Below are 14,274 nucleotides of genomic sequence, written 5' to 3'. Positions count from 1 at the left end.
CGGTACGACCACCTTTAACGAGATGACGGGCCTGACTCGCGTGATGGCGGAGGTCGCACGAGAGGTGGTGGTGATGATCGAGTCTGAAAAAATTGGCCGTCGGATCCCTAACTTGGAGCTTGCGTGGTCCAGTATCGACACCTTGATCACCGATAATGCGTTGGATGAAGACACTCGGCGCGCGATAGAACAAACCGGCACAGACGTTATCTGTGTAGACAATGTATAAGGACTCACTATGTGTGGAATTGTAGGCGCTGTGGCGCAGCGTGATGTGGCAGAAATTCTGGTTGAAGGCTTACGTCGCTTAGAATATCGCGGATACGACTCAGCAGGGGTCGCCATTACCGATACAAAGAGCGGGCAGATGACGCGTTTACGCCGACTGGGTAAAGTGGCGGCGCTCTCGGACGCAGTGGCTGACGCCAACCCTGCGGGAGGCACAGGGATTGCGCACACGCGCTGGGCAACGCACGGTGAGCCAAGCGAAGCCAATGCGCACCCACACATGTCTGGCGATGATATTGCCATTGTGCATAACGGCATTATCGAAAATCACCACAGCTTGCGCGAACAATTGCAAGCGCGTGGTTATCAATTCCACTCCCAAACCGATACCGAAGTGATTGCTCACCTCGTTGATTGGGAGCGTCGTCAATGTGGCGATCTCCTTGCCGCCTTCCAGCGCACGGTCAGTCAGCTTGAAGGCGCGTATGGCACTGTGGTGATGGATAAAAACCAACCTGAGCGTTTGATTGCGGCTCGTTCAGGCAGCCCATTGGTGATTGGCCTGGGTGTGGGAGAAAACTTTCTCGCCTCTGATCAGCTAGCACTGCTCAATGTCACTCGTCGCTTTATCTACCTTGAAGAGGGCGATGTAGCGGATATTAGTCGTCGTGAAGTGGTGATTTACAACCAAGAAGGTACGCCGGTTGAGCGTGAAGTGCATGAAGCAAGCGCCCAGTACGACGCGGCGGACAAAGGCCAATATCGCCATTACATGCAAAAAGAGATTTACGAGCAACCGACTGCGCTTACCAATACCATGGAAGGGCGTTTGGGCAACGATCATGTGATTGTGGATGCGATTGGTAACGGTGCTAGCGATATTCTTGCTAAAGCGCAGCATATTCAAATCATTGCCTGTGGTACTTCGTATAACGCGGGCATGGTGGCGCGTTATTGGTTTGAATCGCTGGCAGGGATAAGCTGTGATGTGGAAATCGCGTCAGAGTTTCGCTATCGCCAGTTTGTCACCCGTCCGAACAGTGTATTGATCACCTTATCGCAGTCTGGTGAGACCGCAGATACGCTAGCAGCGCTGCGTTTGGCCAAAGAGCGTGGCTATATGGCCACCATGACCATTTGCAACGTGGCGGGCTCCTCGTTGGTACGTGAATCCGATCTGGCATTTATGACGCGCGCGGGCGCAGAAATCGGTGTTGCATCGACCAAAGCCTTTACCACCCAGCTTTCTGCCCTGCTGATGTTGGTCACCGCACTGGGTAAAATGCAGGGCACCATCGGATACGAAAAAGAGCGTGAGATTGTCGATGCCTTGCATCATCTGCCTTCAAGCATCGAGCAAGCGCTGACCTTTGATAAAGCCATTGAGCAACTTGCGGAAGACTTTGCCGACAAGCATCACTCACTGTTCTTAGGGCGTGGTGAGTTTTATCCGATTGCTGTAGAAGCCGCGCTAAAGCTAAAAGAAATCTCTTACATTCACGCTGAGGCTTATGCCGCTGGTGAGCTAAAGCACGGTCCACTGGCGCTGATTGATGCCGACATGCCAGTGATTGTGATTGCTCCGAATAATGAGCTGTTGGAAAAGCTTAAATCCAATATCGAAGAAGTCCGAGCTCGTGGTGGTCAACTGTATGTGTTTGCCGATCAAGATGCCGGCTTTACACCGGAAGAGGGGATGAACATTATCGCCATGCCACACGTGGATGACATCATCGCCCCGGTGTTCTACACCATCCCGATGCAGCAACTGTCGTATCATGTGGCCTTGATTAAAGGCACGGATGTCGACCAACCTCGTAACCTTGCTAAAGCCGTTACTGTAGAGTAAACCTGCCTAACATTCACCACGCTCTGACTAGGAGCGTGGTTGATCTTTTATCAATTACTGCCGTTTTGCTACAAAAATGCGATCTGCAGTGATACATTTTGCAAAATGCAAATCATTTTGCACTTAATCTCAGGCATCCCGCCTGAAAATACAAACAGAACGCTGTTCTATACCATAAGTTTATGATTTTTATTGCTTTTAGTCCTGTCTAATAACTTGGCCTGCATTGTGCATAGTCGATGGACAAGTACCAACATTGATAAGTTGTAGAGAGGAAGCAATGATTGACTCTAAAAACCAAGTCGCTAAGCGCATCAAAGAAGCCCGTGAGTGGAAAGGGATCACTCAAGTAAAAATGGCTAAGCTACTCAATGTCGCACGTCAAACTTACTTGGATATCGAAAACGGTAAAACCGAACCGCGTGTACGCATGTTGTCGAACATCGCTGAGCTGACTGAACGTCCATTAGTTTGGTTTGTGTATGGCGATGAAGATGTCGAGATGCACGATGTGCAGTACAAGCAAGATGTGAACCGCTTGTTGGAGCACTTCTCTCGTTTACCGCATGAAGCACGTACGGCGATCTTGAACCAGAGCGTGAACATGGCCTCATTCTTGGTGAACTATTCTAAGGCCGCACAGCGTGCCTAAAGGCCTGCCTGCCTGATTAGATATGCGGGTAAGTGCCTGCTTACTGAGGTAGGCATCAGCAGCGTAGCATCACACTATCGATGACAACGCCCATGATAGGCCCGCCGAGCCATGCATAATGCAAGGTCGGTGATGTGACGGGAGCCGATGTTTAAACGGCCCGGGTAACAGAGATGAGGCATGGACCATGGTGATTTCGACAGCGCGCATGGCGCAACGGATCCGTGAAGCACGGGAATTCAGTAAAATAACCCAAGTAGACATGGCGAAGCGTTTGAATGTGGCGCGCCAAACCTACTTGGATGTGGAGTCGGGAAAGACCGATCCTAAGATTCTCGCGCTCATCACGATTGCAGAGATCACTGGTCGCCCATTTAATTGGTTTATTTACGGTGAAACAGACGAGCGAGATATTGCCTTCTCTCACCGCGATGATTTAGCGGCTCTGACCAGTCTGTTAAGCCAGTTGCCTCAAGTGGCGCGCCAAACGGTGATGGATAATGCCTTATCGATTGCCGAGTATCTGGTATCACTCTCGCCAGATAAGCGCGTCTAACCTCTGTTATCGGCCCGACATCCCCTGTCGGGCCTTTTTGTTTTATTCGCTTAACGGCGAGAGAGAAAGAAGCGATAGGCTGGATTAGCCGTTTCGTCCTTCCACGCATAACCCAGTTCACGCAAATGGGCGGTAAACGCGAGTAAGTCCTGCTCGCCAAGCTCAAATCCACACAGCACACGGCCATAATCTGAGCCATGGTTGCGGTAGTTGAATAAGCTAATGTTCCAGTGGGTGCCCAAGGTTTGCAAAAAGTGCAGTAATGCCCCGGGGTATTCCGGAAACTCAAAGCTATACAGGCGCTCGTTAAGCGGCACCGAGGGTCGCCCACCAATCATGTAGCGTACGTGTACCTTGGCCATCTCATCGTCAGATAAGTCCTCGACCGGATAACCGGCTTGGCGCAAATCATGCAGAATACTGTCGAGCTCTTCTTGCCCGCCCAGTAAACGTACCCCAACAAAAATATTGGCCAACTGGTCGTCGCCATAGCGGTAGTTAAATTCGGTAACCGCGCGGCCACCGAGGATATCGCAAAACTGTAAAAATGCACCGGTTTGTTCGGGGATAGTCACCGCCAGTAGGCCTTCACGTTTCTCTCCTAATTCAGCACGCTCAGACACGTAGCGTAGTGAGTGGAAGTTGGTGTTGGCACCCGACAGGACCGCACCCAATTGCTTGTTTTGTAGTTGGTGCTTATCTACATAATGCTTGAGACCGGCGAGTGCCAAGGCACCTGACGGTTCAGAGATCGCGCGCGTGTCTTCGAAAATATCTTGTACGGCAGCACAAATCGCATCACTTGAGACGGTAATACTGTCGTCCAGATATTGCTGACACAGTCGAAATGATTCGTCACCAATCCGTTTAACCGCCACACCGTCGGCAAAGGTTCCCACCCGCTCCAAGGTGACGGGAAAGCCTGCATCCAAGGCGGCACGTAGACATGCGGAGTCTTCTGCCTCCACTCCGATCACCTTGATATTTGGCATAAGCTGCTTGATAAGCACCGCCACACCGGCAGCAATACCACCGCCGCCGACCGGGACAAAAATGTAATCAAGGTGGCTGTTTTGTTGCACCAGCTCCAGCCCGATCGTGCCCTGTCCGGCAATGACCTGCGGATGATCAAAAGGGGGCACAAAGGTATAGCCGTGTTGGTCGGCCAGCGCTTGTGCTTTGCTTTTCGCTTCATCAAAGTTATTGCCGTGTAGGACTACATTTCCCCCAAAGCCTTTAACGGCCTCAACTTTGATGGCGGGGGTGGTGCGGGGCATGACAATGGTGGCTTTGATACCCAGTTTATTGCCGGACAGGGCGACACCTTGGGCGTGGTTACCCGCTGATGCAGCGATCACGCCCGCTTTTTTCTGCGTCTCTGTCAGCTGCGCCATCATGTTATGCGCGCCGCGTAGCTTAAATGAGTGCACGGGCTGACGGTCTTCACGTTTGAGCTGAACCTGATTACCTAAGCGTTCAGAGAGTCGCTTCATGGCCTGAAGTGGCGAGACAGTCGCCACTTCATAGACAGGCGCACGTAAAATATTCCTTAAGTAATCCGGGCCATCCATGGGTTGTTCGGGTGACGTTTGCGCCTGTTGCATGGTTATTCCTCCAACTTACTGCGATCGCGTACTGCACCTTTATCGGCACTGGTGGCGAGACTGGCATACGCTTTTAGCGCATAGGAGACTTGGCGTTGGCGGTCTTTAGGCTTCCAACCGCGTGCGTTCACCTCAGCACGGCGAGTGGCGAGAGTGGCTTCATCCACCAGCAGGCTGATTTCGCGGCTAGGAATATCGATACGAATCCGATCGCCATCTTCGACTAAGGCGATGGTGCCGCCGTTGGCTGCCTCGGGCGAAACATGACCGATGGACAGCCCAGATGTCCCCCCGGAGAAGCGACCATCGGTCAGCAGGGCACAGGATTTACCCAATCCCATCGATTTTAAGTAGGTGGTCGGGTACAGCATTTCTTGCATACCTGGGCCACCTTTCGGGCCTTCATAGCGAATCACCACCACATCACCCGCTTTCACTTTGCCACCTAAAATGGCATCTACCGCGCTGTCTTGGCTTTCAAACACGACCGCGGGACCTTCAAAGGTCAGTATGCTCTCATCCACCCCTGCGGTTTTGACGATGCAGCCGTTTAAGGCGATGTTGCCTTGTAGCACGGCAAGGCCGCCGTCTTGACTAAAGGCGTATTCATGGGCACGAATACACCCGGATTGGCGATCATCATCCAGGGTATCCCAACGGCAACGTTGCGAGAACGCTTGGGTGGTACGGATGCCTGCGGGACCGGCGCGATAAAAAGACTTCACGTCCTCATCATCGGTTTGCATGATGTCATACTGGGCGAGCTGTTCCTCGAGGCTCATCCCCAGCACGGTTTGTTGTTTGACATTGAGCAGGTTCGCGCGCTGCAGTTCCCCAAGAATGCCCATCACACCCCCAGCACGATGCACATCTTCCATATGATATTGCTGGGTTGACGGCGCGACTTTGCAAAGGTGAGGCACTTGGCGAGACATGCGATCGATGTCATCCATATCAAAATCAATCTCGCCTTCTTGCGCGGCGGCGAGTAGGTGTAACACCGTGTTGGTGGACCCACCCATGGCAATATCCAGCGCCATGGCATTTTCAAACGAGGCGCGATTGGCGATATTGCGTGGCAAGATGCTGTCATCGTCCTGCTCGTAGTAGCGCTTGGTCAGGCCCACAATGCGTTTACCGGCGTTGATGAACAATTGCTCTCGGTCGGCATGGGTGGCGAGCATGGAACCATTACCCGGCTGGCTCAGCCCCAGCGCTTCGGTCAAACAGTTCATCGAGTTGGCGGTAAACATGCCAGAGCACGAGCCACAGGTTGGGCAAGCGGAGCGTTCGATTTGCTCGCTTTGCTCATCGGAGACGTCCGGATTGGCGCCTTGCATCATGGCATCGACCAAATCGAGCTTGAGGATTTGATCGGACAGTTTGGTTTTGCCCGCTTCCATGGGGCCGCCCGACACAAAGATTACCGGGATATTCAGGCGCATAGCGGCCATCAGCATGCCCGGAGTGATCTTGTCGCAGTTAGAAATACACACCATGGCGTCGGCACAGTGCGCATTGACCATGTACTCCACGGAATCGGCAATGATCTCGCGCGAAGGCAACGAGTAGAGCATGCCGCCGTGACCCATAGCGATACCGTCATCGACCGCGATGGTATTGAACTCTTTGGCGATACCGCCGGCTTGCTCGATTTCTTTCGCCACCAGCTGGCCCATGTCTTTGAGATGGACATGACCGGGAACAAACTGGGTAAAGGAGTTCACCACGGCAATAATGGGTTTGCCAAAGTCGTCATCTTTGACGCCAGTGGCGCGCCATAACGCGCGCGCCCCTGCCATGTTGCGACCGTGGGTGGTAGTAGCGGAACGATAGGTTGGCATAATTACGGCTCCTTTGCCTTTATTCGCTGTGCTGAGGGTTAACGGGGTCAAGCCAGCCCCATTTGTCGTCGGTGGTACCATCAAACAAGCCGAAAAAGGCTTGTTGTAACGCGGCGGTGATCGGGCCTCGTTGGCCTTCGCCGACCGTGATCTGGTCGACGCTACGTACGGGCACAATCTCGGCCGCGGTGCCAGTCATAAACACCTCATCGGCCAGATAAAGCGCTTCGCGTGCAATCGGCTCTTCGCGCACGGTGTAGCCCTGCTCTTTTGCAAGGGTGATGATCGAGTCACGGGTGATCCCTGGCAAAATCGCGCTGGTGGCGGGATAAATAGTTTCCGCCAGCTTTAGCGGCGGTGGGGATGGTGTTTGGGGCGGCGCGGTTCCAGCTTGAGATCATCGCATCCACGCCKTGGGCCAGCGCATCTTCACCGAGGTAGCTGCCCCAACTGAACGCGGCAATGATGACATCCATTTCTGTATCTACAGGCGGACAAACGCCTAAACCCACGTTACCGACAAAGCCTAATGGACGGATATATGCTGAGCGTAGTTGGTTAACGCGCAGGGTTTCACGGCACCCTTCCATTAGGGCATCGACACTAAAGGGGATCGGGAAGCGGTAGATTTTGGCAGAGTCTTTTAAGCGCTGCATATGCTCACGATGGCGAAAGACCACCGGGCCGTTTGGGGTGTCGTAACAACGGATCCCCTCAAAGACGGAGGTACCATAATGCATCGCGTGAGTCAGTACGTGCACAGTGGCATCCTGCCAAGCGATCATTTCACCGTTAGACCAAATGTAATCAGCGGTATTTGTCGACATGTTATTTTCCTTTTTTATGCGCGTAGGGAATGTGATTGGGTTGAGGGAGTGAGTACCTCAACCACGTCCCATAGCTTAGTCAGTTGTGGTCGCAAGGTCTCGATCGCGCGTTGGCTTTCGACGGTCACGTCAAAGATTACCTCGCCCGCCGCTGTGGGCATGGAGACATTGAGCTGACGCACGGTAAAACCACGGTGACGGATCACGCGCAAGATGCGCTCCAATAATTCTGGACTGTGGGTAGCGTGAATCGAAAATTGGTGTTGTGTCATCAGCTTTGCTCCATCATTTGTTGGTTGGCCGCACCGGGTGGCACCAGCGGCCAAACATTTTCCATTTCATCGATAGCAACGTGTAGCAGGTAAGGACCGGGATGGCCCATCATCATGGTCAGCCCAGCATGTATTTCTTCTTTGCAGCGGATACGGTGTCCCGGTATGTCAAAGGCGCGCGCTAAGGTGAGAAAATCAGGGTTGTCAGATAAATTGGTCTCGCTGTAGCGCTGATCAAAAAAGAGCTGTTGCCACTGGCGCACCATGCCTAAGCGTTGATTGTCGAGCAGGATGATTTTCACGCCGATGCCTCGGCGTTTTAAGGTACCAAGCTCTTGGATATTCATCATAAATGAGCCATCACCGGTCACCAGTACCACTTCATCGTGGGGGCGTGCGATCTTCGCACCCATCGCGGCGGGTAAACCAAATCCCATGGTGCCAAGTCCTGCCGAGGTCAATAGGTTTTCGGGCTCGCTAGGCGTCACATGCTGGGCGACCCACATTTGATGCTGACCGACATCGGTGGCGATCACGGTTTGTTCCGGCATGCTGTCTGATAAGGTTTTCAGTAGCGCGGGCGCATAAATGGCATCGCCGGGATGGTCGTAACGCCATGCATGCTGCTGTTGCCAGTGGTGTACTTGCTCTCGCCATGCTGGTGAGGTGTGGGGCGTGGCGAGCTTGGGTAAGACGGCATTCAGCTCTGCGCAAACCGGTGCTTGTGCGCGGCGCAGCTTGTTTAATTCTGCGGCATCAATATCCACATGTACTACCTTTGCGTGAGGAGCAAAGGTATCGAGCTTCCCGGTGACGCGATCATCAAAACGGGCCCCGACAGCAATCAACAAATCACATTGCTGTACCGCAAGGTTGGCGGCTTTGGTGCCGTGCATACCCAACATGCCTAAATAGTGCGGGTAGTCTTTGTTGACGGTGCCTAGCCCTTTAAGGGTGCTGACAACGGGCATTTGACTGCGAGTAAGATAGTCACGAAGCGCCGCCGTTGCTTTGCCTAACACCACGCCACCACCGACATACAGCATAGGGCGCTCGCTTTTTTGGATAAGCGCATTGGCATGTTCGAGCGCGACAGCATCCAGAGGGACGCCGGTGGGCGCAGGCACTGAGGCCTCACGGGGCGCAGGGATCAGCGCTTGCTGTACGTCTTTAGCAATATCGACTAACACAGGCCCCGGGCGGCCTGATTGTGCCACGACGAACGCCTTTTCGAGCGTGGCGGTGAGGTCAGCGGGATCTGTGACCAAAAAGCTATGTTTGGTACAGGCCAAAGACAAACCTAAGACATCAATTTCTTGGAAAGCATCCGTGCCGATTAATGGGCTGGCCACTTGGCCTGTGATGGCGACCACTGGGACGGAGTCCATCATGGCATCGGCCAATCCGGTGATCAGATTCGTCGCGCCGGGGCCAGAGGTCGCTAGGCAGACGCCGGGACGCCCGCTAGCACGAGCATAACCGATGGCGGCCATGGCAGCGCCTTGTTCATGGCGACATAAAATGTGTTCGACGCCGCCGTCGTATAGCGCATCATAGACTGGCATGATGGCGCCACCGGGATAACCAAATACCGTTTCAACGCCTTGCTTACGTAAGGCTTCCACAACCCATTGTGCACCTGTCATCGTCGCCCCTCCCCGAATGAGCGGGGAGGGCAGGTGTGCGAATAGTCAGTGTCTGCGCTCTCCATTTTTTCTGCTTCCGTTTTTGTGTGGCTTGGCCACATGAATGAAAAAAGCCCCCGAACCTGGTTGGGTGCGGGGGCTTGGTTGCGATGTTTGCTGCTGTGTTTCGCGTACCTACACCCCTCGCGGTAGAATGACCACGATAAGGCGAATAATGAGGACGGTAGCGAAGTTTGGCATTTGTCTGTCTTTTCTTGTCGTTAGTCGCCCATTTTTGGGCGTTTTGTTAATTATGTTTTTGTTTGCGCCTGCTTGTTACAGGTCAGTCATGAACTCGATCTAGCGCCGAGTCTCATGTTTAATTGTTGTGCATTTGTAGTGGTATCACAGACCTCACTCGCATGACAAGAAAAAATTACTCTGAATCACAAATTCTCTCGTCACCATAAGCGCAAGGTTTCATAGTAATGGCAGGATAGAGTCATGGCGCTAGCGATTGTGCATAGCCGAGCGTGTGTCGGGGTAGAGGCTCCCAATGTGACGGTTGAAGTCCACATTTCCAATGGATTGCCAGGGTTTGCGCTGGTGGGGTTACCGGAAACCACGGTCAAAGAAGCGCGCGATCGGGTCAGAAGTGCCATTGTGACCTCCAATTTTGAATTCCCATCACGGCGTATTACTGTCAATTTAGCACCGGCGGATTTACCGAAAGAAGGAGGGCGTTTTGATTTGCCTATCGCGCTTGGCATTTTGGTCGCCTCCGGGCAAATTCCAGCGAAACGGCTGCATGAATTTGAGTTTCTCGGTGAGCTGGCGTTATCCGGGCAGTTGCGCCCCGTCAAAGGGGCATTACCAGCTGCACTTGCCAGCCAAAAAGCGCAGCGTGCGCTCGTGGTTCCTGATGATAACGCTAGCCAAGTGGCGTTGGTGGACAGCGAGCGCCACGTGTCAGCGCCCGATTTAATCGCAGTGTGTCAGCACCTAGCTGGCCAACAGAGTTTGCAGCTTAACGCGACACCACATAGTGATACGACGCCGGCGCCAACCCGCTGCTTACGTGACATCATCGGCCAACAGCAAGGCAAACGCGCGTTAGAAATCGCCGCCAGTGGTTCACATAACTTGTTGTTTGTTGGACCGCCGGGAACAGGAAAAACCATGTTAGCGTCGCGCTTGTGCGACTTGCTTCCTCCCATGAACGACGAAGAAGCGTTAGCTTCCGCCGCGGTCACGTCATTAACCCAGCAACCTTTGCATGAGGGAAACTGGCGTCAGCGACCGTTTCGCAGTCCTCATCACTCCAGCTCTATGGCGGCGCTGGTCGGAGGCGGAACGGTCCCGCGTCCCGGGGAGATCTCATTAGCGCACCAAGGGGTGCTGTTTTTGGATGAAATGCCAGAATTTGAGCGTCGTGTGCTCGATGCGCTTCGCGAACCGCTGGAGTCGGGTGAAATTATTATCTCGCGTGCTAACGGTAAAACCCGTTTCCCCGCCCGCTTTCAGTTGATTGGCGCATTAAACCCGAGCCCGACAGGCCATCATGAAGGCGAGTTGGCGCGCTCTAATCCACAGCAAGTGTTGCGCTATTTGGCGCGTTTATCTGGCCCTTTGCTGGATAGGTTTGATATGTCAATTGAGATCCCGGCATTGCCGCGCGGGATGCTATCGAGCGGTGGCGACCGTGGTGAATCAACCGCAAAGGTACGGGAAAGAGTCGCGTGTGCCCGTGCGCGTATGTTGGCGAGGCAAGGGAAAGTGAATGCGTTACTCAGCAATCGCGAAATGGAGGAATATTGTCAGCTTGCGCAGGCGGATGCCGCATTTCTCGAACAGGCATTGCATCGATTAGGACTGTCGGTGCGGGCATACCATAGGATCATTAAAGTGGCGAGGACGATTGCCGATCTGGCCGAAGCGGAGGTGATAAGCCGCCCTCACCTTGCTGAGGCCTTAGGATATCGGGCGATGGATGGCTTACTTCGCCATCTCAACGCCCAAGTCAGTTGATTACTTCTGGCTTAACAGGAAGTTAATCAGTTGGAAGTACTCTTCAGGGGTTTCGACGGTTTTCGGTGTCACGTGATATTTACCGTTCACGATCACCGCAGGCACGCCGCGTAGGCCGGCTTTTTCAAAAGATTGATCAAATCGTTTGGCCATCGAGTTGGCGGCAAAACTGTTGTAAGCCGAATCGAACTCTTTGCCGTCGACACCGTTGTCGACAAACATCTGGCGAACGTCATCTAGCGACTTAGGCGCATTTTGGGCCACATGAATGCGGTCAAAAATCACCGGGATCATGGTGTCTTCAACGTTTAAGACCACGGCGGTTGCATAGGCGCGTGTGACCACTTCACCCATGTTGCCGCCCATGAAAGAAACGTGATTTTTCACTACTTTGGCATTATCAGGCACTTGCTGCTTCAACTGCTGAACCAGTGGCTCAAATTGGAAGCAGTGCGGACAGTAAAACGAGAAGAACTCGGTCACCGTTGGGGTGTCGGTCGCTGCGGTGTCTAGGATTTGATAATCCTCTCCCGCCTTGAAGCGGCCGGGTTTGGCGGCGGGGACGTCGATTGCTTCTGCTGGCTCAGTTTGGGTTTGGTTTTGCGTCGTGGCCTGTTGGCTTGTCGACTCGACGGTTTCAGGCTCAGAGCAGGCCGCAAGGCCGAGTACGAGCAAGATAGGAAGCAGTTTTTTCAGCATCATTGAATGACTCTCCGTTATCGGTTGAACGCTTACGGGTACAAGGTAAGCGATGGCGCTTGTAAGGCGGCAAGCTGCTCTTTAAAAGCAAGCACCTGACTTTCCCAGTATTTTGCCTCAGCAAACCAAGGGAATGCACGTGGAAATGCCGGGTCTTGCCAGCGTTTTGCTAACCACGCCATATAGTGCACCATTCTCAGACCACGTAATGGCTCGATCAGTTGCAATTGGTCAGCGGGAAATTCACTAAACTCACGATAGCCGTCGGCAAGGGTATCGAGTTGGGCTAGCTGATCGGCACGGCTGCCGTTTAAAAACAACCACAGATCTTGAATCGCGGGGCCATTACGGGTGTCGTCAAAGTCGACAAATAACGGGCCATCGCGCCATAGAATATTGCTGGGATGGCAGTCGCCGTGCAAACGGATAATCGGCCAGTTGGTATGCCATCTTTCGCTAATGGCATCGATCAATCGGTCAAGATCGGAGAAAAAGGTCGATTTAATCCCATCAGGGATCAGGCTCGCATGAGTCAATGCTTGGCGAGGTTGGTAGAGGTGGGTGTCGAGATCAAATCGCGCACGTGCCTGAAAAGGTCGAGCGGCACCGACTTGGTGAATACGGCCAAGGTAGCGGCCAACCGCTTCGAGCTGGTCCCAGTTATCGACTTCAAAGTTGCGCCCACCCACGCTGGGAAACAATGCAAAACGGTAGCCGTTGAAATGAAACAAGCTGGTCCCTTCGCGAACAAGTGGGGCAACGACGGGAACCTCTGCGTCGACTAACTCTTGGCAAAACGCATGTTCTTCAAGAATTTGCTCGTCTATCCAGCGCGCAGGGCGATAAAACTTCACCACGTAGCGCTTGCTATCGTCGGCAACAAATTGGTAAACCCGATTCTCGTAGCTGTTCAGTGCAAGTAAACCCGATTGTGGGTAAATCCCTACCGACTCAATGGCATCCAGTTGATGCTCAGGGGTGAGGGCGTGAAAATCAAAGCCAAGTTCAGTCATGGTTTGCTACTCATTCAGCACAGAAGTGTCATGGTAACAAATAAAAAGGGCGCTGCATGCGCCCTTGTTACCAATCAGTTGGGTGGCTGATTAAAGGTCTGTAATAAAGCGGCTTTCCGCTTGGACCTCTTTTTGTTTGTCGCCCGATGCACGCTCCATGACAAACGTGATGTCAGCAATGCGTTGGGTCATCTCGTAGGTGTCTACGCCTAAACTGATGGGCAGTGAGAACACTTCTCCCGCTTGCACTTTAACGGTTTGTGGGCCGTACCATTGCACGTCTTTTAGCCCTTTAACCGAGAGGGTATAGGTTTCATCACTTTGGGTCTTATTGAGGATTTTCAGCGTGTAGGTATTCTCAATCAGTCCTTGATTGTTGACGCGATAAAGCTGGTTACGGTCACGAATGACATCCAATTCCATGGGCATCACGGACATGGCTAAGTAGATAAACATGGCCGTGACAATGGTCATAACGACGCCATAACCGACCAGTTTGGGTCGCATAACTGCCGTCTTCTTCCCTTCAAGCTTATGCTCGGTGGTATAGCTTATCAGTCCGCGTTCATAGCCCATGCGGTCCATGGTTTGGTCACAGGCATCGATACAGGCGCCACAGTTGATACATTCATACTGTAGGCCATCGCGAATATCGATGCCGGTTGGGCAGACTTGAACACATAAATTACAGTCAATACAGTCGCCCAGCCCCAACTCTTTGGGATCTTTTTTACGTGGGCGTGGGCCACGTTTTTCACCCCGTTCGACATCATAGCCGACAATAAAAGTGTCTTTGTCGAACATGGCAGATTGGAAACGTGCATAGGGACACATATGAATACACATAATCGAGCGCATCCAACCCGCATTTCCGTAAGTACAGGCGGCAAAGAAAATCACCCAAAAACCGACCCAGAAACTGGTATCGAAGGTGACTAAGTCCACCGCCAACTCGCGCATGGGGACAAAATAGCCGACAAAGGTCATGCCCGTAATTAAGGAGACTGCCCACCATGCCGCGTGTTTCGCAGTTTTGCGTACGGCCAGATCGGGAGTCATTTTTAATGAGTCTTGCTT

General features: G+C 52.9%; 11 protein-coding genes and 2 pseudogenes. 5 read left to right on the top strand and 8 right to left on the bottom strand.

Annotated elements, in window-relative coordinates; all coding sequences use genetic code 11:
* The 4 genes and pseudogenes from BZJ17_RS17255 to BZJ17_RS16390 all read left to right on the top strand — a co-directional run.
* A pseudogene (locus BZJ17_RS17255) lies at window positions 1–229 on the top strand (XRE family transcriptional regulator); the annotation flags it as partial.
* Window positions 230–238: 9 nt separating this feature from the next.
* Window positions 239–2,077, top strand: a complete 1,839-nt coding sequence (glmS, locus tag BZJ17_RS16400; RefSeq protein ID WP_069590698.1) for a glutamine--fructose-6-phosphate transaminase (isomerizing) — start codon at window positions 239–241, stop codon at window positions 2,075–2,077.
* Window positions 2,078–2,357: 280 nt separating this feature from the next.
* Window positions 2,358–2,729: a helix-turn-helix transcriptional regulator gene (locus BZJ17_RS16395; protein ID WP_069588077.1), complete on the top strand. Its 372-nt coding sequence runs from the start codon at window positions 2,358–2,360 to the stop codon at window positions 2,727–2,729.
* Between the two features lie 187 nt (window positions 2,730–2,916).
* Complete coding sequence (locus tag BZJ17_RS16390; RefSeq protein WP_077456654.1) at window positions 2,917–3,285, top strand: helix-turn-helix transcriptional regulator; 369 nt, start codon at window positions 2,917–2,919, stop codon at window positions 3,283–3,285.
* Between the two features lie 50 nt (window positions 3,286–3,335).
* Here the strand turns inward: BZJ17_RS16390 and ilvA are convergent, their stop codons facing one another.
* The 5 genes and pseudogenes from ilvA to ilvG all read right to left on the bottom strand — a co-directional run bounded on the left by ilvA (window position 3,336) and on the right by ilvG (window position 9,478).
* On the bottom strand, window positions 3,336–4,889 hold the full coding sequence (gene ilvA, locus BZJ17_RS16385) for a threonine ammonia-lyase, biosynthetic (protein ID WP_077641442.1): 1,554 nt from the start codon (window positions 4,887–4,889) through the stop codon (window positions 3,336–3,338).
* A 2-nt stretch (window positions 4,890–4,891) separates the two neighbouring features.
* Entirely contained in the window at window positions 4,892–6,733 is a 1,842-nt protein-coding gene (ilvD, locus tag BZJ17_RS16380; protein WP_077479878.1) for a dihydroxy-acid dehydratase, read from the bottom strand.
* Between the two features lie 19 nt (window positions 6,734–6,752).
* Window positions 6,753–7,560 (bottom strand): annotated as a pseudogene (locus tag BZJ17_RS16375) (branched-chain amino acid aminotransferase).
* A gap of 14 nt (window positions 7,561–7,574) precedes the next feature.
* Window positions 7,575–7,832, bottom strand: coding sequence for an acetolactate synthase 2 small subunit (ilvM, locus tag BZJ17_RS16370; protein WP_069588069.1), 258 nt, complete (start codon window positions 7,830–7,832; stop codon window positions 7,575–7,577).
* Window positions 7,832–9,478 carry an acetolactate synthase 2 catalytic subunit gene (ilvG, locus tag BZJ17_RS16365; protein WP_077456660.1) on the bottom strand — a complete coding sequence of 549 codons (1,647 nt, stop codon included), beginning with the start codon at window positions 9,476–9,478 and terminating at the stop codon, window positions 7,832–7,834. The genes ilvM and ilvG overlap by 1 nt, the downstream gene beginning before the upstream one ends.
* Before the next feature lie 483 nt (window positions 9,479–9,961).
* Here ilvG and BZJ17_RS16360 point away from each other — a divergent pair, with 483 nt between their 5' ends.
* Window positions 9,962–11,485, top strand: a complete 1,524-nt coding sequence (locus tag BZJ17_RS16360) for a YifB family Mg chelatase-like AAA ATPase (protein WP_077456662.1) — start codon at window positions 9,962–9,964, stop codon at window positions 11,483–11,485.
* On the opposite strand, the gene BZJ17_RS16355 is transcribed toward BZJ17_RS16360, so the two are convergent.
* The 3 genes from BZJ17_RS16355 to ccoG form a co-directional block, all read right to left on the bottom strand.
* A complete protein-coding gene (locus BZJ17_RS16355; protein ID WP_241836835.1) occupies window positions 11,486–12,187 on the bottom strand; it encodes a thiol:disulfide interchange protein DsbA/DsbL in 702 nt (233 codons plus the stop codon).
* A 29-nt stretch (window positions 12,188–12,216) separates the two neighbouring features.
* Window positions 12,217–13,197 (bottom strand): serine/threonine protein kinase, encoded by a 981-nt coding sequence (locus BZJ17_RS16350; protein ID WP_077641441.1) that lies wholly within the window; start codon window positions 13,195–13,197, stop codon window positions 12,217–12,219.
* Window positions 13,198–13,287: 90 nt separating this feature from the next.
* A partial coding sequence (gene ccoG / locus BZJ17_RS16345; protein WP_108743841.1) for a cytochrome c oxidase accessory protein CcoG occupies window positions 13,288–14,274 on the bottom strand: 987 nt, incomplete at its 5' end.

The organism is Salinivibrio sp. IB574 (assembly GCF_001996205.1).
Classification (GTDB): Bacteria; Pseudomonadota; Gammaproteobacteria; order Enterobacterales; family Vibrionaceae; genus Salinivibrio; species Salinivibrio proteolyticus.
The sequence above is the reverse complement of the archived record's forward strand: the minus strand, read 5'-3'. Positions and strand labels throughout refer to the sequence as shown.

Coding starts and splice junctions, on each gene's coding strand:
- glmS (WP_069590698.1), top strand. CDS start 239: ATGTGTGGAATTGTAGGCGCTGTGGCGCAGCGTGATGTGGCAGAAATT.
- BZJ17_RS16395 (WP_069588077.1), top strand. CDS start 2,358: ATGATTGACTCTAAAAACCAAGTCGCTAAGCGCATCAAAGAAGCCCGT.
- BZJ17_RS16390 (WP_077456654.1), top strand. CDS start 2,917: ATGGTGATTTCGACAGCGCGCATGGCGCAACGGATCCGTGAAGCACGG.
- ilvA (WP_077641442.1), bottom strand. CDS start 4,889: ATGCAACAGGCGCAAACGTCACCCGAACAACCCATGGATGGCCCGGAT.
- ilvD (WP_077479878.1), bottom strand. CDS start 6,733: ATGCCAACCTATCGTTCCGCTACTACCACCCACGGTCGCAACATGGCA.
- ilvM (WP_069588069.1), bottom strand. CDS start 7,832: ATGACACAACACCAATTTTCGATTCACGCTACCCACAGTCCAGAATTA.
- ilvG (WP_077456660.1), bottom strand. CDS start 9,478: ATGACAGGTGCACAATGGGTTGTGGAAGCCTTACGTAAGCAAGGCGTT.
- BZJ17_RS16360 (WP_077456662.1), top strand. CDS start 9,962: ATGGCGCTAGCGATTGTGCATAGCCGAGCGTGTGTCGGGGTAGAGGCT.
- BZJ17_RS16355 (WP_241836835.1), bottom strand. CDS start 12,187: ATGATGCTGAAAAAACTGCTTCCTATCTTGCTCGTACTCGGCCTTGCG.
- BZJ17_RS16350 (WP_077641441.1), bottom strand. CDS start 13,197: ATGACTGAACTTGGCTTTGATTTTCACGCCCTCACCCCTGAGCATCAA.